14 protein-coding genes are annotated in these 19,769 nt (G+C 41.2%); 5 read left to right on the top strand and 9 right to left on the bottom strand.

The genetic code is table 11. From position 1 onward, the window contains the following. Positions 1–2: 2 nt before the first annotated feature. The 5 genes from FLL46_RS12575 to FLL46_RS12555 all read right to left on the bottom strand — a co-directional run bounded on the left by FLL46_RS12575 (position 3) and on the right by FLL46_RS12555 (position 6,231). Complete coding sequence (locus FLL46_RS12575) at positions 3–2,612, bottom strand: leucine-rich repeat protein (protein WP_142893872.1); 2,610 nt, start codon at positions 2,610–2,612, stop codon at positions 3–5. 127 nt (positions 2,613–2,739) lie between these two features. Next, a complete protein-coding gene (locus FLL46_RS12570; protein ID WP_142893871.1) occupies positions 2,740–3,354 on the bottom strand; it encodes a hypothetical protein in 615 nt (204 codons plus the stop codon). Beyond that, positions 3,351–4,754, bottom strand: coding sequence for a DEAD/DEAH box helicase (locus FLL46_RS12565; RefSeq protein WP_142893870.1), 1,404 nt, complete (start codon positions 4,752–4,754; stop codon positions 3,351–3,353). Before FLL46_RS12565 ends, FLL46_RS12570 begins: the two co-directional genes overlap by 4 nt. Positions 4,755–4,905: 151 nt before the next feature. Next, a complete protein-coding gene (locus tag FLL46_RS12560) occupies positions 4,906–5,421 on the bottom strand; it encodes a hypothetical protein (RefSeq protein ID WP_142893869.1) in 516 nt (171 codons plus the stop codon). A 9-nt stretch (positions 5,422–5,430) separates the two neighbouring features. After that, complete coding sequence (locus FLL46_RS12555) at positions 5,431–6,231, bottom strand: hypothetical protein (protein WP_142893868.1); 801 nt, start codon at positions 6,229–6,231, stop codon at positions 5,431–5,433. Between the two features lie 485 nt (positions 6,232–6,716). Here FLL46_RS12555 and FLL46_RS12550 point away from each other — a divergent pair, with 485 nt between their 5' ends. Then, on the top strand, positions 6,717–9,650 hold the full coding sequence (locus FLL46_RS12550) for a M16 family metallopeptidase (protein WP_210418689.1): 2,934 nt from the start codon (positions 6,717–6,719) through the stop codon (positions 9,648–9,650). 71 nt (positions 9,651–9,721) lie between these two features. Here the strand turns inward: FLL46_RS12550 and FLL46_RS12545 are convergent, their stop codons facing one another. The 4 genes from FLL46_RS12545 to FLL46_RS12530 all read right to left on the bottom strand — a co-directional run bounded on the left by FLL46_RS12545 (position 9,722) and on the right by FLL46_RS12530 (position 14,176). Then, positions 9,722–10,045: a hypothetical protein gene (locus tag FLL46_RS12545; RefSeq protein ID WP_142893867.1), complete on the bottom strand. Its 324-nt coding sequence runs from the start codon at positions 10,043–10,045 to the stop codon at positions 9,722–9,724. Positions 10,046–10,116: 71 nt separating this feature from the next. Next, positions 10,117–10,767 (bottom strand): DUF4760 domain-containing protein, encoded by a 651-nt coding sequence (locus FLL46_RS12540; RefSeq protein WP_142893866.1) that lies wholly within the window; start codon positions 10,765–10,767, stop codon positions 10,117–10,119. Positions 10,768–11,036: 269 nt separating this feature from the next. Next, a complete protein-coding gene (locus tag FLL46_RS12535; RefSeq protein ID WP_142893865.1) occupies positions 11,037–11,438 on the bottom strand; it encodes a hypothetical protein in 402 nt (133 codons plus the stop codon). Positions 11,439–11,545: 107 nt separating this feature from the next. Beyond that, the gene (locus tag FLL46_RS12530; protein WP_142893864.1) at positions 11,546–14,176 is read right to left on the bottom strand and encodes a reprolysin-like metallopeptidase; all 2,631 of its coding nucleotides are present in this window, start codon (positions 14,174–14,176) and stop codon (positions 11,546–11,548) included. Positions 14,177–14,797: 621 nt separating this feature from the next. Here FLL46_RS12530 and FLL46_RS12525 point away from each other — a divergent pair. From FLL46_RS12525 to FLL46_RS12510, 4 genes are all read left to right on the top strand, one after another. Continuing rightward, complete coding sequence (locus tag FLL46_RS12525) at positions 14,798–16,201, top strand: sigma-54 interaction domain-containing protein (RefSeq protein ID WP_142893863.1); 1,404 nt, start codon at positions 14,798–14,800, stop codon at positions 16,199–16,201. A 519-nt stretch (positions 16,202–16,720) separates the two neighbouring features. Next, a complete protein-coding gene (locus FLL46_RS12520) occupies positions 16,721–17,008 on the top strand; it encodes a hypothetical protein (protein WP_142893862.1) in 288 nt (95 codons plus the stop codon). A gap of 30 nt (positions 17,009–17,038) precedes the next feature. Next, on the top strand, positions 17,039–19,090 hold the full coding sequence (gene tssC / locus FLL46_RS12515; RefSeq protein ID WP_142893861.1) for a type VI secretion system contractile sheath large subunit: 2,052 nt from the start codon (positions 17,039–17,041) through the stop codon (positions 19,088–19,090). Positions 19,091–19,128: 38 nt separating this feature from the next. Beyond that, a complete protein-coding gene (locus tag FLL46_RS12510) occupies positions 19,129–19,698 on the top strand; it encodes an Hcp family type VI secretion system effector (RefSeq protein ID WP_142893860.1) in 570 nt (189 codons plus the stop codon). Positions 19,699–19,769 lie beyond the last annotated feature (71 nt).

Here is a 19,769-nt window from a genome sequence, read left to right as displayed (position 1 = left end):
CATTACTTTCTTTGAGTCAAACCTGCTAAACCTGCTACAAGAAAAGATCCCAAAAACCACCCCGCTATTTTATGAAAATAAAAGTAGATTAATAGCCAGTAAGGTTGCGCTTTAACAGGTGGATTGGCCAGCGCATCACCAAATATATATTTGTCGTGTGCTTTATCAAGAGAAATAACTGGCAACAGTTGATCCAGACTGGCAAATGACATGTGTAAAAAATTAGTTAATGAAAATGCACTATTACTCATTAACAACAGCGTTCCCAGAAAAGTAAAACCAACAACCCACCATAACACGCGAAAATAACGATTTCCTAAACCATAACCGATGGTCACTTTCAGCGCAAAAAGTCCGAAACTATAGGTATACTCTCTCGGCTTTGGCCGCCCATGCTCATTCGTTTTTGACCAAGCCTTACGTCTTTGCCTTTCCCTTGCCGCGTATAATATGTCGGCTTGTTTATAAGACTCACCCGCCTCAAAAAACAAATTAGCAAGGCGTTCGTACGGCTGTGAAGAAGCACCGGTATCTTTACCCAGCCATTCAACAAAAGCACTAATAGGTCGATCAAATAAATCAGCTTCATCATCACTGCTGACAGAGCCCAGTCTTTCATAAGTAAATCCTTCCAGTTCATAGTTGTCCGGCCAGGAATTATCTTCAACGCTTTGCCACCAATCTTGAAAAGCATTGACATGGGTGTTACGCAATATTAAAGCCGCTTTACTTTGCCATTGTGTTGAAGTGGCTTCGGAAAAACCGAGTAATAATTCACCTTCTACACGGCTTCCGGTTAAGTCTAATTGACCTCCAAATGAAGAACCCTGAACTTGCAGACTCGCGCCCAATTTGGAGTAAGCTAAATCAACATCCTGTTGGAATGAAGCACCATCGTCCAGAAAGAGAGTTCCGGATATTTCTGCTCGATTTAAGCTGACCATTTTTTCAAAAGTTGAGTTACGCATGACTAAGGCAGAATCAATTTTTACCGAACCAATATTAACTTCCCCCTTAAATACAGCGCCTTCGTCAAGAAAAACAGAGCTATTGATTAATGCACTGTTTAAACAGACTAAATCATGAAAAGTCGCGGCGCGCATCTCCAACCTTGCATTAAGCTTTGCAGTCGTCAGGTCGACCTCCCCATAAAAAACAGCACCATGATCCAGATACGCATTTCCTTCAATTTGTGCGCGATTTAAACTCACATTCTTTTTAAATGTCGATCCCCGCATCAACAATTCTGAACCAATTTTGGAAGAATTCAGATTGATAAAATCATGAAAAACTGACGCCTTATCCATTAGCACAGAGCCTTCTACCGAAGTTCGATTCAGGTTAACTTTCCCTTCAAATACAGCGCCCCTCATTTGTAAATTAGAGCCGATATGAGAAGCCCCTAAATCAATGTCTTGCTTAAAAACGGAGCCAGCATCAAGAAAAGCAGAACTGCCGACAGTAATACTATTAAGATTAACTTCTCCATTAAAGTTAGAGCCCTGCATTTCGAGGTTTGACTTCACCCTGGCGGAAACCAGGTCGACTTCACCTTCGAATACAGAGCCTTCAGTTAGAAACGCAGAACCTTTGATATCGGCGCTATTTAACCTCAGCCTCCCTTCGAAAACCGTATTTTCAATTTGTAAGTGCGCGCCGATACTCACACTATTGAGGTTCATTGCCGATTTGAAAAGCGCTTTGTTTATCTCAAGAGTTCCATCAATTTTCATGGAACTAAAATCAGCTTCCGCGTTAAATACAGCTTTCTCTCCCACAAAACAGGAGCTATTAAAAACCGCGCTGTTTAAATTGAACTCTCCATCAAAGATGACATCACTAACGAGCAATTTCGAACCCAATATTGCCGACCCCAAATCGACCATACCTTTAAATTTCGCGCCTCTGTCCAAAAAGCACGATCCCTCGATTTTCGCACTATTTAAATTGACTTCATCTTCAAACAAAACACTTTGCATTTCGAGGTTTCCACCAACTTCTAACGCACCGAAATCTGCCTTGCCTTTGAACACAGAATGGTTACCCATAAAAACAGAGCTAAAAACTCTAGAGCTGTTTAAGTTCGCTTGCTTATCGATAACAACGGCCTGCATTAACAAGTTAGACGCAATTCCTGCGGCACCTAAATCAAAAGAACCTTTGACGATAGCGCCGCTGATATTGAGTTCTTCCTGAATATCTGCGCAATATAGATCGAGCATGCCGGCAAAATAACTATCTTCCAACGACAACTCGCCATCAACTCGTAAGTTATTGCCTAAAAAATCTTTTAGTATTCTCGATTTTTTTAGCCAGAAGACGCGCTTTAAACGGGCATGCTCCAAATTGATCGGCGCATCGTCGAATAACGCTCCGATAATCCGCACACCGCTGTAGGGAGTGTTTTCGATGAAAGCCTTTTCGGTTAATATGGTTTGTAAAAATGAATAGCTGAGTCGCCGTCGTTGAGTCCACCCTTTTTTCTCCTTGGGTTTTAACTCGATTTCCTGAGGATCTTTGACGCTTAAGTCTGCAACATTACCAGCAGCGATTTGCTGCCAAACCCACTTTTCGATTTCCGTCCACTGTTTTGGAATTTTGACCGCTATCATTACGATATCTGCCTCTTTTAGGTTTCCTTAATTGTAGTTCAATAACCTGAACTTGGTAGAGGAATGGAAGAGAACAACGGCTTGTGATTAGTAACAGTTCAACTATTTATCGATGAATATAGAACAGTTATTGACGATAAAATTCCAGGTGAAACGCGCTGTCAAACACTTGGCTAGGTGGAACACCTTTGATTGCGGGGTAATAAAACCGTACGACTTTATTGTTATTTTTAACTGCGTCGTAAAACTTTTTCAGGTTGTTAATTGAAGAAGGAGCGATATCAACGGCTACTAACCGGTTTTTAATTTCAGGGAGCACAACATGATTCATACAAGTTCTGCGGCTGCCGAGTTCCACTAAATCAGCGCGTAATGCTCGGGCGATTTTAGCCACATTATTTTCCCTTGACTGATTTGGGTCAAACAGAGACAAAGCACGATTGCAATCTGGATGGTAAGTTTTTTTCGCCAGTTCGACACCACAATTTTTTCGATGGCATAAAATGTAATAGTCGAGCATCACCTCGACCTGTTTCTCAACACTACGTGACTTGCTGGTTATTTTTATTCTTGTATCTCCAGCTTCGAATGCGATTTTTGAAATTTCATTTTTTATATAGTTTGGGAGGTTTTCGCTATTTTCTATGACAACTTGTCGGTCTGTTACTGATTGGCCTGAAACATTAAAAACAGCAAATAACGTACACAAAGCTACGAGAAAAATGTGGTTTAAAACTCTCATTGTTTTTTACTCGCAGCGGACTCCCGCGATGCAGGCTTTCTTTTAGAGGCATTTTGTATTTGGCTTCTCGATTTTGTGCCACTATTTGATCGAGTTCGATCTTTTGTTTTGACTTTATTTTTACTCGCCTTAGGTTTGTTATTGCGGCTTTTTGCTGGTTTTGACGCGCTCGTTTTCTTGCCTGCTGCTAATAACTTAGCTTTAGCTAATTTTTTCTTATGTGGCTTTTTCTTCTTAACTACTTTCAAATAGGTCTCTGGAACCGTGTGCGAAGGTTCAAAGCCATCGATTTGTTTTCTTGGTAGCAACTGTCGAATGAGATTTTCAATGTCACTTAAATTATCGACCTCGTCAGCACTCACCAGCGACACCGCTTTACCACTTTCGCCGGCTCGTCCGGTGCGACCTATTCTGTGGATATAGTCTTCCGCCACAGTCGGTAAATCAAAGTTGATCACCAAGGGTAACTGTTCGATATCTAATCCGCGTGCAGCAATATCAGTGGCCACTAAAACCCGGATTTCATCATTTTTAAATGCCGCTAGCGCTCGGGTTCTCGCTCCCTGACTTTTATCGCCATGAATGGCAGCTGCCTCCAGACCACTTTTCTGCAGGTCATAGGTAAGTTTATTCGCGCCTCTGCGCGTGCGTACAAACACGAGCACTTTTTGCCAGCGATGGTGACCAATAAGAAAACTGAGTAATTTTGATTTGCGCTTTTTATCCACCGGATGCATCCACTGCTTAACGGTTTTGGCAGTGGAATTCGCCGGACTGGTTTCGACGGAAACCGGCTCATTCAGTAATTTTTGACCGAGCTGCTTGATATCACTGGAAAACGTCGCGGAAAATAGCAAAGTTTGTCTTTTTTGTGGTAATTGCGAAATGATCTTTTTGATATCGGGAAGAAAACCCATATCAAGCATTCTGTCTGCCTCATCTAAAACCAGGAATTCAATTGACTTAAAATGGAACGCATTTTGACCAAACAAATCTAACAAACGACCGGGAGTTGCCACCAATACATCAACACCACGTCGCAGCTGCATCATCTGAGGATTAATTTTAACGCCACCGAATACCACAGCGCTTCGCATGGGCAGATGCTTACCGTAGTTTTTGACGCTTTCTCCAACTTGAGCAGCCAGCTCTCGTGTGGGCGTTAATACTAACGCTCTAACCGAATTTGCCGTTGGCTTTTTACCCTTAGTTAATCTCTGCAACATCGGCAAAGTAAAACCGGCCGTTTTTCCAGTGCCGGTTTGCGCGGCGGCCATGACATCCCGGCCATTAAGAATATGGGGTATCACCTTTTCCTGAATGGGCGAAGGTGTTTTATAGCCTTGTTCAGCAAGTGCTTTAAGCAATGGCTCGATTAGTTTTAACGAAGTAAAGGACATGAATTAACTGCAATGAAAAGAATCAGGCGCCATTCTACCTTGATAGCACTTAAAGTTCGAGCCTGGCTTTGTTCGATAACTTCATGGTTCCCTTTTCGGGGTTTAAAAACCGAACTGTCGGATAATCGGTATGGCGTTTTTTTGCGAGGCCTTATTGACCAGCTTCATTCGCTAAGCAATCTAGTCTCTTTGACTCTAACGCCCCACCAAATAAACTCCAATCTTTGACCACTTTTATGTCCACTTGATAATCGTCAGATTGCGCGATAAAAACTGGTTTTATTCGCGCCCATTCATCAACAATCGGCTTACAGCTAATACTAAATTGAATCGGGCCGGATGAGTAACTATCGAGTTTTTGTAAATTTTTCACCTCGCCGCAATAATACGCGGTTGGATCAGCAACTTCTGAACCTTCAAATTCATCTTTGGGTAATCTTAAAAATATGCCCTGTTCATTTTCTTCAAAAGTTTTTGGCGCGTCGCAAGTGATATCCAATACCAGCGGACCGGCACTTGAACCGAATAAAAACTTATCGGTTTTCGTCCAATAAAGTCGATACTGCCGCTCTTTTCCAAAAGCATCATTGGCGGAAAAATCTCCCTGATAAAGATAGTGGGTGCATCCGCTCAATAGCAAAACTAACAACGTCAAAATAATTCGCATATTTCCTCCCTACCGTGAAATCAGGTCAACTAATCCATCGCCGACTTTCGCATCGCTCCAGTAAGCTGTGTGAGACAAAAGCCAATGGAATCCCGTATCAACGGCCACATCCCTGATAAACCAGCCCTGATTAGGGTTATTCGCCTGGTATTTTTTTGCAATGTCGAAACCGGTTAGATTTTTACCGAAAATATCGCCGGAAACGACGGGATCCGAGCGGTCCCAATAGTTAAACCAACGGAACAGCCGGTTGCCCTCTCCCAGGTTATTGATTTTTGTTCGTCCTTTTCTAAACATCGCCAAACCAATCGGTGAACCAATCGTTAAAAAGCCTTGTACCGGCCAACTGCCGCGATTGTTTCGATCAAAGTAAGCTTCTTCAGCAATTAATTCATTAAGCACGTCGAAAGCATAGATGGAACCTAAACTGTGCGCCATCAGGTAACAAGGATTACCAGCGTTATAGTACTTAAGAATACGTTGTCGTAGCCCATCCCGAATTAACTGGGCGGTTGAACCATTTTGCAAATTAAGCACCACATCACCGACTAAGTCGACAGTCGTTGACAGCAAAATCTTCCCCACCGCGGTTTTCCCTATCAACTTCATTAGCTGTTTCGCGGGAGCTATTGCTTTATCGTTAATATCTTCGTAGCGATAGAGATCGGTAGAAAATGTTAAAGGTAAACCGCCTAAACGATTATTAATGAGTTGCTTTACTTGCCTATCCTGATTTTGATCCTTATCGGTACCGGTTTGCACACCGTGAACGATGAGAACCACAGGTTTTTTATTTGGATTAACAGGCATCGGTGCTCCTTGAAGTGTTTTTATTATTCAGGACATGTTTGTTATCAACAACATAGCCGCACAGTTTCTATTATTTATATCGTCTATTAATCGCTAAATGTAAAGCTGGCTTAGTTATTCAAACCTGTTTTTTTGCAAAATATCTCAATAAGGAATTTTGAGTGACGGGTTGTCACGCCCCTTTCCAAAAGTAGAATTTAAGATGGCTATTGATTAAAAACCGTACAACTCAACCAATTGAGAACTCATCAACTGTAATGTTCATTAACAATTATTGTTATTTTTCCCCCTTCAAAAACCGATATCTTGTCGCTAGTTCGTATAAAATAGCTTGGCAAAGTGAACAGCCACAGGGACCGGCACTTAGAGAGACTGACATTAGGAAAAAATGGCCCAGAGCATTTTCCAACCTCTAATTTCACGCTATCGATTTTACAAACGCACTATCTAACAAAAAAATTCTTGCTAAAAGAAGGTCTTATATCATGAAATTTACGCAGAATATGAAAAACGCCATAGGCATTGGTGGTGAAAAAGCCAGCCTATTCAGAAAAGGGCTTTCCCTTTGTCTGCTGGCCGGAATGATCTCGAGTTGTACAACAGTCAACAATACTACCGCATCAGCTAATGTATCTAGCAAACAATCAAACAACGCGGCAGCAGAGAAAATATTTAACCTGCCCTATCACATGGAAACGCTGGAAAATGGTTTAAAAGTCATTGTTGTGAAAACCGACTATCCAGATCTGGTATCTCTACAAATTCCGATGCAAACCGGCTCACGCAATGAAGTAGAACCTGGTAAATCTGGATTTGCCCATTTTTTTGAACATATGATGTTCAAAGGAACTAAAAATTTCCCGCAAGCTGAATATAGTAAAATTCTTAAAAATGCCGGTGTTGATGGCAATGCTTACACAAGCGATGACTTAACTAACTATCATATTTCTTTTCCAAAAGAACACTTGGAAAAAATGTTAATGTTAGAAGCTGATCGCTTTCAAAACCTGTTTTATACGGAAGCTGAATTTCGCACTGAAGCGCTGGCGGTTAAAGGTGAGTATCTGAAAAACTCTTCTAGCCCATTCCGTAAAATGTTTGAAGGGATCCGCGACCTCGCTTTTAAGCAACATACTTATAAGCATACAACCATGGGTTTCCTTCGAGATATCGAAGACATGCCTAACCAGTTCGATTATTCGAAAACTTTTTTTAAGCGTTGGTACACGCCACAATTTGCCAGCGTAATCGTTGTTGGTGATGTTGATGTTAACAAAACCGTTGACTGGGTGAAAAAATACTGGGGCGTCTGGAAAACTCAGAAAACTGAAGTTTCTATTCCAAAAGAGCCACCACAGGAAAAGCAAATCTACCAACACTTACAGTTCGAAAAAACGCCAAATACTTATATCACTATGGCGTTTCGCGGTCCGGCGCTTGATGAAAATAAAAAGGATAAACCTTCCCTTGATTTGCTAAGCGAAGCCTATTTTTCTGAGTCTTCAGACTTGTATCGAGATCTGGTCATTGATCGACAAATGGTCCAATTTGTCGGCGCTTATTTCCCTGACAGAAAAGATCCGCAATTACTCTACATTTACACTCAGTTAAAAGATGAAAAGTATGCAGAAGAAGTTAAACAAGCTATCACTAAAACGCTCATTCGAGCTCGTACTGAATTGCTAGATGAAAAACGTCTTAATGATATTAAGAATAACTTAAAGTATTCATTTGCCCGTACTTTAGATTCAACCGATAGCATTGCAAGCACTTTGGCAAGTTACGTACATTTCGAAAGAGATCCAGAATTCCTTAACCGTTTGTATCGGACATTTGCAAAAATTACACCGCAAGACATCAAGCGATACGCAACCACTTATTTTACAGATGACAACCTGACCATGGTGACCATGTCACCAAAAGCAGCATTGGCCAAATTTGACGGTCGCGTTGATTTAGATCGTGCCAGTAAAAATACTCATCAACCAAATGTGCAGATAAAAACTCTGCTGCAACCAACCAGCTCAGACTTAATTGATATTAGTTGGTGGTTTAACACAGGTACTGCGCAAGATCCGCAAGGTAAAAAAGGCTTGGCTGCATTAACTGCAATGATGATCGCCGATGGCGGAACGGTTTCTCGAACCTATAACGATATTCAGCAAGCCATGTACCCATTAGCCGGCCGATTTGGTTTTAGAGTTGATAAAGAAATTTTCATTTTTAATGGCAGTGTACACCGTGACAACCTGGCCCAATGGTACGGTTTAGTGAGTGAGCAAATGCTACAGCCAGGCTGGCGAGAAGAAGATTTTAAACGCCTGAAAGATCAACTTATTAACAACATCGAAAATAGCCTCAAGTCAAGCAACGATGAAGAACTGGGTAAGGAAGTATTGTATGAAGCACTCTATGCAGGTCACTCATATGGCGCATTAAACTCAGGTCACGTCGACGACATCAAAAAGCTCACGCTGAATGACGTCAAGGATTTTTATCAAACTCAGCTCACCCAAAATAATCTGACTTTAGCGATTGCAGGTAACTATCCAAAAACCTTCAAAAATAAGATCGTCAGTGATATGGCAAAATTACCTCAGTGGAAAAAAATGCCATCTACCATCGCTGCAGCACCAAAACTTAAAGGACGTCATGCAACAATTGTCGAAAAGAATACGCTGTCTACAGCGGTTTCTTTTGGCTTCCCAATTGACGTTAAACGTGGCGACGAGGACTGGGTTGCTCTTTGGTTAGTTCGCTCCTGGTTGGGCGAGCATCGTAATAGTAACTCTTACCTCTACCAACGCATTCGTGCCTTGAGAGGTATGAACTATGGTGACTATGCATATATTGAATATTTCCCTAGCGGCATGTTCACCACTAAACCCGTTGTCAATGTTCCTCGTTCACAACAAATTTTCCAAGTTTGGATCCGACCGTTGCGCTCAGCTAACGATGCGCATTTTGCAACTCGTACAGCCATGTGGGAAATGGAAAAGCTGATTAAAAATGGATTAACACAAGAACAGTTTGAATCGACTAAAAACTTCTTACGTAATTACGTTCCTCAACTTGTCGATAGCCAAAGCCGAATTTTGGGTTACGCAGTTGACTCTAAGTTTTACGACACGGAAGGTTTTGTTGACTACGTTCGAAAAGGGCTCGACCAATTGACATTGGATAAAGTGAACCAGGTGATTAAAAAGCATCTACAGCTCGAAAACATGCACTTTGTATTCATTACCAAGGATGCAAAAGATATGAAAAAGCGTTTAGCTGAAGAGCAAAATTCACCGATGAAATATAACAGTGAAAAACCTGCAGAAATTGTTAGTGAAGATAAAATTATTGCAAAGTATCCACTGAAAATTGACAGCAAAAATATTGAAATTAAATCGATAGAGTCTGTTTTTAAATAATAAAACTTAATGACTAATTTATATTGAAAAATAGCCATCCTTCTATTTTATTAGAAGGATGGCTATCAATATTAATAGATCCCTACAGCATATAATGTTTGAACGTTATTGGCGCTGCCGACCTGCGGAAAACCAAGGTTAAGTGGAGCTCTGGCTGCCATTTTCGCTAATATTGTACTCCACATTGCTTTTCCAGCCGGCGTGGTCGTATCTAGCTTGTAACTATAACAACAGCCTCCCTGGGCGCTATTAAACTCATTCAAGTTTCGAAAATAAACTTCCCCACTCGATACCAACTGCCATTTTAATTTGCTCATATCAGAGACATAAACCCACTCAATAGCCTGAACTTTAAACGATAAGATCATTAATATGGCTAAAACTAACTTTTTCATGTACTTCCTCTTTATTGTCGATTAAATTCCTGCAAATCAGGAAAAATAAATAAATAAAATCATAATTAAAGTTAACGCTTGTCATACATAGAATCCATAACCTCCTTTAACTTATCGTATCCTTTTCGCAACTCAATCAAACTCCCCTTAGCATTTTTATGGTCACAATAATAATGAATATGCTGCTGAGCTTCTTTCAATTGTTTTGGATAGTTATATCCTTCATCTCTTTTACGTTTAATAATCCAGTCGACAGCCAGCAACTGAAAATTAATATAAAGGCGGGAATTTTTGTTTTGTCTGGCGGTGATAAATGGATGCAAAACATCAAATAAATTTAACACGGTCGTTCCATAAATTTGATACAAATACTGATTGTCGTAAACCTGATGACTGATTGCAGTAGCGGCTCGCTCCCACTCATTTAAAACCCGTCGAATTGCGATAACCGACTTATCATTATCATCAACCGAACCGTCATCTTTTATCAGTGCTCGAACCTTTGATTCATTCAGAGAATATATCTCTAGCATCGCGTTTTTAATGTTGGTGTTTTTCTTATAAGATTCTTCAAAATCAATAGAATTCTTCTCACGTGCCGTTTTTCGCTGAAATGCAATACCAAAAACAGCAACGATAGCGGCAGCCAGCGCAACAAAAACAACAGGGTGGGTGATTGAAATACAATAGAAAAGGCCATTATCGGCAAGGCAAGCGTCCATGTCAGGTTTCCTAATAACAAAAAAGACCAATTAAGGTCTTTATTATCAATGAGTTACAGTTGACTCTTATTATTCTTTGGTGCCTGGAGGGATTTCATCACTCAATGGGCCCCAATCTTCTTCTAAATAAATTAAGCCATTCATCTTCGTTTCCTCTTTCAACTTAGCCATCGGCTATGGAATCGAGTATAGAATAAAACCAGCGTTAACATCAAGTGATATATGTAACACTCTGTTTTTATTTGCTTTTATTCTAATTTGCCTCTTCACTATGACTTATTATTGAGGCAATAACGCAACATTTCAAGATTAAATTTGGTAGCAAATTCGCGCACTTTCCTGACATATTGGGTATGTATCTTCCCATAACGTACATCAGTGAGGCCAGGTGTCTTTTTCTTCCCACATTTCTGTAACGCAAGCTGTTGCTGCTCACTGGAAATACCAATCAAACCACCACCTCTGGTACCTTTAGAGTAAAGGCGGTAGTCTTTTATTTGAAGCGATTTGCTCAATTCTTTTTCAGCATCGGTGGTATCAATCCAATTAAGCTTTTCAACCGCTTGTTGCTCACGCTTAGTTAGTTGTGGTTGCGTCGAGTGACACGCGGTTAACACCATTACGACAATACTACCAATCACCATGTGTCGTTTATTTAAAGCGAATTTCATTTATATTTTCCTGCGAGTTATCGAAAAGCTCTGATTACTCAGAGCTTTTCCAGGTAACTATTTTATTTTGCAATCAAGTTACTTTAGAGCCTATTGCTATCTTTACCCTAAAATTTTCTGCGTGCACAAACTAACAGACCTAGCATGAGTAACCATCCCAGGCTACCGCCACCAGAACTACCGCCGCCAGTGTTACCTCCACCATTACCACCACCGCTTTTTTGTGTCACTGTAACGGTTAATGTCGCTGTCGTAGTTGCACCAGCTTTATCACTGATGGTGTATTGAATCGTTTCGGTTCCATGAAAATTCGCCGCAGGCTGGTAATTAATTCGCTGGTTATCATGGCTTACTGTTGAACTACCAGAATAACTTATCGCGCTAATAGTCAGGGTATCACCACTATCGACATCTGAATCATTCGCTAACACATCGATTGCCGTGCTTGCTGAATCTTGCTCAACCTGGAATTGATCATCCTGAGCGCTAGGCGCATCATTCACCGCATTCACAGTCACTTTAAGAGCGAAACTATTACTATCGGCTTTGCCATCATTTACTGTTACCGGGATTGAAAGTTCACCGTTAAAGTTCGCTGTCGGCGTAACGCGATTTCCATCTAAACTATAGTTACTCCCTGCTACTAACTTCAGCGTAAAATCTGCAGGAAAATTATTATCGCCGTCAACAACGGTCAAATCCGTCAGTTTAATCGTGATATTAGCGTCTTCATCAAGCGATAGCGATTGTTGCCCGGTTATCCGTGGTGCTTGATTACCACCGCCACCTCCTCCGCCACCGCCGCCATTGCCAACGGTTATATTTTTGCCATTAATAGCGAAAAATACGTTGTCAGAACATTTTACTTTTACACGTCCTGAAGAGCTGTCAGCACTGGGAACTGTGATAATTTCAGTGCCATCATTTGCTGTGTTTGTGGCTAAAGTGTGAGTGAAATTTTGCCCTCCATCTGTCGATAAACTGATATCAACCACTGTGCAGTTAATTGGCGCAACGTTAGTATTAGCGACATCCCAACTCACAGTTTGCTGACTACCGCCAGACCACTGGCCGCCGTCAGGTGCGGTTATCTTAAATGGCCCAGCTTCCTTTTTCACCGTGATTTTGGTTGCATCAGTACCTACGCCACCTTTGGTGTCCCTGACCGTCAGGGTGAAATTCAAATCTCGGCTAGTTGTAGGATAAGTTTCTCCTTTAGTAGTTGTGCCGGCTAACACATCGCTCAAACGGGGAAAAGTTCTGCTCGCACTACTGCTCGGTTCAAACGAGCGAAACAGAGGTCTGCGGCCGTCATCTACCATATCGCTCGCAGTTTTTTCCTCTGGACCTAAGTCAGTCTGCTCCCAGGTGTAACTCAATTTTGTTTGATCGCCAGTGTCGTTATCTGTCGCAGATCCCGTTAGCTCGAAAGGCGTTTGCGCCGGAATAGTAAAGTCATTCCCCGCATTAACCGTGGGAGATTGATTGCTTAAATCCTTCTTAACTGCACAACTTGCACCGCCTCCCTGACTGATAAATTGAAACATCTGCGAAACAGATTTCGTGTGAAAATAAGGGTCAGAGTTATTCTGCACATTTCGGTCATCACAAAGGCCGGCGTAGCCCATAATTGTTGTTCCACTACCTGGTTCAAATGCCCACTGCTCTGCACGATTATCGTCACAACCATTAAAAGTATGTTCGGCACCAAACTGATGGCCGATTTCATGGGCAACATAATCGATATGAAATGCATCGCCATTTGGTGATTCAGAACCAGTTAATCCGTCACCTTTCGAACTACTACAAACCACTTCAAATCCAGCGACACCACCGCCGGTTGTGACAAAAATATGGCCGATATCATAGTTATCAGCGCCGATTTCTTTATCGATGTTTGCGGTATTCGTATCCAAGTCGCTATCGGTATTTGTGTAGGGATCAGAGGCCGCATCGGTATAAATTAACTTGTCATTGGCACCAACTAAAACAAACTTCACTGCCAGGTCATTTTGATAAACCTGGTTAACTCTATTGATTGCCGTGGCGACCGCAGCTAGTCCTTTTTCTTTGGTACCGCCATGAAACTGGGTATATTCTCCAGTGACCGCAACCGCTATCCGGTATTGCCTTTCAACCGCATCAGTTTGTATGGCTTTATTCGATGATTTATTGAACCGCGATTGGTTGTTTCCACGCCTGATTACGCGGTCATGAAAAGAACGTTTTTGATCGCGAATACCGGATGCTGATTTTAAATAAGTCACATAACCACTGGTATCTTCGCGTGTTTCAGGGTCGATAAAAACTTGTTCGCCCGCGTATTGAAACATGCCGTGAAACCCATGAGGGGTCAGATCGAATCGACCAGTGTTTTCAGGGTTACCGACCTGGCGCCCCCAGTAAGTCTTTATTTGAGGATATTTTTTGGTAAGACTTTCTTCCATGATTGACGACTCAAACAATTCGAAACGAACAAATTTTCCATTCGGTAACGGCAAGTCAACTTCTACACCATGACTAGATAATTTTTGTGCCGGCGCTAAATGAAGCTTACTGGCAAAGACATCAAATGCCAGTTTCAAATGACGTTGGTCTTCGCTTCCCTCCTGTGCACCAGGTTTTTGTTTCGCGCTTACCGCGTTGTTCGTTTCCCACAAACCATCAATTTGTTCACTGGCATTGCTCGACAGGGAGCATAATAACGCACCGGATAAAATGAATGATTTTAGCTGCATAATGTCACCTCTTTAATGCTTTAACTGGAGTCCATTTCACATTAAAGAGGATTCATATCTCAAACAAGGAATTATTACCGCAGATAACAAAACTACAACAGTGTGTTACATAAGGCTACAAACGAGCTTTGTGAAAGATGCAAAACCGAGTGTCGGCTTCAAATCTGCACTCCAAGATTTGAAGAAAAAAAGTAGTGGCAATCTAGTTTAAGACAGCGGCAGTCCAAATTTCGATTTGTAATAAATTACGTTAGTGATAAAAACCACTTAAATTTTTAGAAATGCCTTATTGGAGTATGCAGTTTGCATTAATGGTAAAGTGCCGATCAATTCGATTATTTTATTAGTGTTATCAATATTATTGAAGTAAATATCACTCAATCCAATAATGCGATTTTCCAACCAATTTGCTAAATACGAACTACAATTTGATTGTATTTTTATGGAATTCGACTTTTAAATCTCGAATTGAAATAATAATTCCTTTAAAAATTAAGAAGTTAGCTTGAAAAGTTAAAGTTGGTTCTCTACTATTATATAGATTAAATGGAAAATTTTTCTTTCGTTCGCAAATTTGGTTAGCCAAATAACAACCATAAACTTCAACACTAACTTAAAACCATGTTTGTAAATTTGCCAAAAGATGGACTTATCAATTGCTTTTACAAAAAGCAATTGCTCTGCTATTCCGGTTCCAAAAAGAACAAACAGCTCGAAGATTTTTTAACAAAAAATAAGATCAAATTTGAGATAATAGAGTTAGAATCAATCACTCCCCGATTTGAGGAATGCGGGATCTTATTTATTGATAATCAAGAAACGCTGACTCACATTCATCAAGTTGATGACCCTCATTTTACCAATATCTGGCTAATCGTTTACGATGATTGTTTAGCAGATGCAGAAAAATCTCTGAAAGATTTTGCTGCACTTCCCCTGTCAAAATTTTTACACAATGATATTGGGTTAGAACAACTCCAGTTTAATGGACAAAAGGTCTATCAGAAAAAATTACTAAGCCACACTTTTTCAGTTGACGAGTATATGCAACGCCTGAAGCTAGGCACTTACTCAAGCGTGTTTAATCAGATGGAAGATTTGATTGGTCGAATTGCATCAACCAATGCCCCAACACTCATTTACGGTGAAACAGGCACAGGTAAAGAGCTTGTTGCCCGCGCATTGCACCAGATGAGCCCGAGGTCAAGCGGGCCTTTTATTCCAATCAACTGTGGCGCACTGACCGATGACATAGCGCTCAGTGAGCTATTTGGACACGAAAAAGGTTCATTTACCGGCGCAGCGAGTAAGCATACAGGATTAATAGAATTAGCTGATGGCGGCACATTATTTCTAGATGAGATCAATAGTTTGTCGCCGAAAGTTCAAGTGTCTCTTTTGCGGTATATGCAAGATGGCGAGCTTCGCCGCGTTGGCGGAAAAAATCTGATCAAAACAGATGTCAGGATCATTTCCGCCACAAACGCAGACTTAAATAAGGATCTGAAATCAGGTAGTTTTCGCGAAGACTTACTATTCAGAATCGACATGATGCATATTGACTTGCCTCCCTTAAACCAACGAGGCTACGATGTCATTTACCTTGCTCAATATTTCCTTTCCAAACTCTCTCTCGAATTTAACCAGGCGACCAAAGTTTTGGCTCAAAAAGTTAACCAGTGGTTGTTAAGTTATGATTTCCCCGGAAATGTCAGAGAGCTGGAAAATATTATTAGCCGCGCCTTTTTCTTGAGTAGCTCTAGTGTTATCGAATTTGAAGACTTACATTTATCCGACTCTTTAAAAAATATTAATATTTTAGATTCGGTTAATTTACGCCTCGGCTATAAAGAAGCCAAAACCAAAGTCCTGAATGACTTTGAAAAAACCTATCTTCATCAAATCATGAAAACGACCAATGGTAATATCTCTAAAGCGGCAAGTTTAGCGAATAAAGAAAGGCGCACTTTTACCCGACTGTTAGAAAAACACCACATCAAAAAGTCGCAGTATAACCAGAGATAACTTTTCCTGACTTTCCAGTTAGCAATTATGTTTTGTAGGTTGGGTAGAGCCTGCGAAACCCAACAGCGATGTTTACAATTTAAGGTTTGTCTAAATTATTTTCAAATTACAGCAGCCCGTGAGAATTGTCGGGTTTCCTACGTCTACCCAACCTACGAACGGTGTCTATTCCTCACAGTCATCTCAACCAATATCGTTTACCTCTGCACTCATTAGGAACGCTTATTTTAGAAAATGAAATTTCACAAGTGAGGCATTTCGATCCAAACAGGGCATTTTTGATCAATGCCCGCAGGCCTTACAATCACGGCAAAAATCTCAATTAAAAATAAATAAGCGAGGCAAATTTGCCTCACTAGCCTTTCCAGTCGAAAAATATTTATTGCTTAAAAATCAATAAGATAGGATTTAGATAAATATTGGCACACTACTTGTAATATTTATAGTCGCCAGAAATAAAACGCCACGCATACATCAATTAGCGAAAACTTAAATTAGTGACAATCAGTGAGACTGCGGATGAATCAAGAACAACGAAAAGAGTATGTTCACATAGTAGCAACGGAGCTGGAAGATTATTTTCATAACAACGCGCGTGCAACCGACCTGGAAAGTTTGACGAACTGGTGGTTAGCGAAAAATCGCGTTCGAGAAGCCCCTAAATTAATTCGAGAGGCTTTAGATGAATTAATTTTAGCGAGAAAAATCGGCAAACGAATTTACCAGGGAAGAGAAATATTTGAGCGTTTGTCATCCAGAAAAAACAAGCTATTAGACGCGGAATTACAGCTTGGTTTACAGAAATAACGGTTTTACAGAAATAAAGGATAACAAGTGATGAGTGAAAGTAACCAGAAGTGGATTGGCCGAAATCGAAAGCCGAGAGTTCAGATCACCTATGACGTAGAAATTGGCGATGCAATCGAAACCAAAGAGCTACCGTTTATCGTAGGTGTGTTGGCCGATCTTTCGGGCAACCCCAAAACTGACCTGCCTCCCATAGCTCAGCGCAAATTTGTCGAAATTGATCGTGATAACTTTAACAAAGTGCTCGCGTCAATTGAGCCAAGAATCGTCGCGAATGTCGATAATGTTTTACCTGGCGCAGAAAGTGACAAAGCCAGTGTCGAGCTGCTATTTAATAAAATCGACGATTTTTATCCGACCGATATCGTTAAACGCACACCACTGCTGCAAGGGCTCTATCAGGGCCGTTGTCACTTGCGCGATATGCTGGCAAAAATGGACGGTAACGATGCGCTTATCGCACTAACCGAATCCATTATCACCGACGCTGATAAGAAAACGGCAATAGCCGGTTTATTTGAAGGTGATGCAGAAGCATGGGGCCAAGTCGTCAAAACCGATATAGAAGGTAAAGATGGCGAGCCACCGACTCTTGAAGATATTCTGGAAACCGTCGAAAACGAAACGCTCAAGGATATGCTGAATCCTGAAGTTGGCCAGATGGTACTGGATATCAACCAGATCGAATACGCACTCCAGCTGATTGGTCAATTCTTAAAAGATATTGCCGCTGATGCCGAAAGTGATGGCGAAGGATTAGATGTCGCAGCGCTGATTAATAAATCAATCAGCGAGATTGACGGCAATGTGACCGCCCAGCTCAATCTCATCATGCATGATCCGGCATTTCAAAAGCTTGAAGCTTCCTGGCGCGGATTACATTACCTGGTAATGAATACCGAAACTGGTGAAAAGCTCAAAATCAGATTGCTCAATATCAGCAAAAAAGATTTATACAAAGATCTTTTAAAAGCTGTGGAATTTGATCAAAGTGCCCTGTTTAAATTGGTTTACGAGGAAGAATACGGCACCTATGGTGGTGACCCCTTCAGCGCACTTGTGGGTGATTTTGAATTTGGCCGACATCCAGATGATATCAAGTTACTCGAACTGATTTCAGGTGTCGCAGCCGCAGCCCATGCGCCTTTTGTCACCGCTGCCTACGCAAAACTTTTCGATTTGGATAGCTTCGGAAAACTTTATAACCCACGAGACCTTTCAAAAATATTTGAAAGCGCAGAGCTAATTAAGTGGCGAAGTTTTAGAGAAACAGAAGACAGTCGTTACGTCACTCTGACTTTGCCCAGAGTCATGTTACGACTTCCTTATGGTGAAAAATATTCGCCGGTTGAAGACATGAGTTTTGAAGAAAATGTCATGGTACTCAACGAAGAAGGTGTCTCAACCAAACGCACAGATGCTAAGTTGTTTTTATGGGGAAATCCCGCTTATGTACTAGCACAAAGAATCACCAACGCATTTGCGCATTTCGGTTGGACCGCAGCCATTCGTGGTGTTGAAGGTGGTGGACTTGTCGAAGGACTTCCCTCCTTCGTATTCGAAACCGATGACGGCGAATTATCTTTGACCTGCCCGACAGAAGTCGCATTAACCGATCGACGTGAAAAAGAACTTAACGACCTCGGCTTCATGCCAATCTGTCACTGTAAAGGCACAGACAAAGCAGCCTTTTTCGGCGGTCAAACGACTAACCGTCCTAAGACCTACAACACCGACTCAGCCAATTCAAATTCACGAATATCAGCGATGCTGCCTTACGTTCTTTCAGCATCACGATTTGCTCATTACATCAAAGTTTTAATGAGAGAAAAAATTGGCAAGTTTATGACGCGCTCCAATGTTGAGGATTACCTTAACACCTGGATAGCTCAGTATATTTTACTCGATGATACGCCACCACAAGACGTGAAAGCCAGGTATCCGCTTCGCGAAGCACGTGTTGAAGTATCAGATGTTCCAGGTAAACCTGGTAGCTATCGTGCCACGGTGTTCCTGAAGCCCCACTTCCAGCTTGAAGAGTTAACCACTTCAATTCGTCTGGTTGCTGAGCTTCCATCTTGAACCCATTAACTCATTTAAACTAAATATAAGGAAAAATTATGGATCTCGTATTATTAAAGCCTGGTTACGACGACATTATTACCGGAGAGATCAATGATGGCGGCAGTTTAATCGTTGGTGATCTGGATGGAATAACTGATGCGACTTTGGACCAGAGCATGGAACTTGTTTCAATGCACTTTGGCATGAAGCAACAAATCACTACCGATGTCAGTAACAGTGCGCGAACATCAGGTCGACCAATGTTAAATGATATTACCTGCGTAAAGTATTTCGATAAAACATCGCCAAAACTTTACAAGCATTGTTTATCCGCTCGCCCACTAGACGATGGAAGTGGTGAACCGACACGCATCTTTTTATGCCGTAACTCGAACATTGAAGGTGATGAAAATATTATCGCCAACATTATGACGCTCGAACTGCGTAATGCCATTCTCAGTTCGATCGAAAGCCAGTCTCACCCGAATGATATGGCCACTGAACAATTTACACTTAACTTCACTGCAATTAAGTGGACTTATACCGTTCAAACCAATCAGGTGACCAATGGTGGAAATGTCGAGTTTGCCTGGAACGTTGCGCAAAACAGAAGCAACTGGCCTTAAGATTTAATTGGCAATTGTTAGTTTGGAATCTGGTCGTTTCTACTGGTAATAATCAGTCAAAACCGATTGAC

The organism is Aliikangiella coralliicola (assembly GCF_007004725.1).
In the GTDB taxonomy this organism is placed as follows: Bacteria; Pseudomonadota; Gammaproteobacteria; order Enterobacterales; family Kangiellaceae; genus Aliikangiella; species Aliikangiella coralliicola.
This window is presented reverse-complemented; position numbering and strand designations above follow the sequence as displayed.

Excerpts from the sequence above, each read along its gene's own strand:
- FLL46_RS12545 (WP_142893867.1), bottom strand. The coding sequence starts at position 10,045 with ATGAAAAAGTTAGTTTTAGCCATATTAATGATCTTATCGTTTAAAGTT.
- FLL46_RS12555 (WP_142893868.1), bottom strand. The coding sequence starts at position 6,231 with ATGCCTGTTAATCCAAATAAAAAACCTGTGGTTCTCATCGTTCACGGT.
- FLL46_RS12530 (WP_142893864.1), bottom strand. The coding sequence starts at position 14,176 with ATGCAGCTAAAATCATTCATTTTATCCGGTGCGTTATTATGCTCCCTG.
- FLL46_RS12510 (WP_142893860.1), top strand. The coding sequence starts at position 19,129 with ATGGATCTCGTATTATTAAAGCCTGGTTACGACGACATTATTACCGGA.
- FLL46_RS12550 (WP_210418689.1), top strand. The coding sequence starts at position 6,717 with ATGAAATTTACGCAGAATATGAAAAACGCCATAGGCATTGGTGGTGAA.
- FLL46_RS12520 (WP_142893862.1), top strand. The coding sequence starts at position 16,721 with ATGAATCAAGAACAACGAAAAGAGTATGTTCACATAGTAGCAACGGAG.
- FLL46_RS12570 (WP_142893871.1), bottom strand. The coding sequence starts at position 3,354 with ATGAGAGTTTTAAACCACATTTTTCTCGTAGCTTTGTGTACGTTATTT.
- FLL46_RS12565 (WP_142893870.1), bottom strand. The coding sequence starts at position 4,754 with ATGTCCTTTACTTCGTTAAAACTAATCGAGCCATTGCTTAAAGCACTT.
- FLL46_RS12535 (WP_142893865.1), bottom strand. The coding sequence starts at position 11,438 with ATGAAATTCGCTTTAAATAAACGACACATGGTGATTGGTAGTATTGTC.
- tssC (WP_142893861.1), top strand. The coding sequence starts at position 17,039 with ATGAGTGAAAGTAACCAGAAGTGGATTGGCCGAAATCGAAAGCCGAGA.
- FLL46_RS12560 (WP_142893869.1), bottom strand. The coding sequence starts at position 5,421 with ATGCGAATTATTTTGACGTTGTTAGTTTTGCTATTGAGCGGATGCACC.
- FLL46_RS12540 (WP_142893866.1), bottom strand. The coding sequence starts at position 10,767 with ATGGACGCTTGCCTTGCCGATAATGGCCTTTTCTATTGTATTTCAATC.
- FLL46_RS12575 (WP_142893872.1), bottom strand. The coding sequence starts at position 2,612 with ATGATAGCGGTCAAAATTCCAAAACAGTGGACGGAAATCGAAAAGTGG.
- FLL46_RS12525 (WP_142893863.1), top strand. The coding sequence starts at position 14,798 with ATGTTTGTAAATTTGCCAAAAGATGGACTTATCAATTGCTTTTACAAA.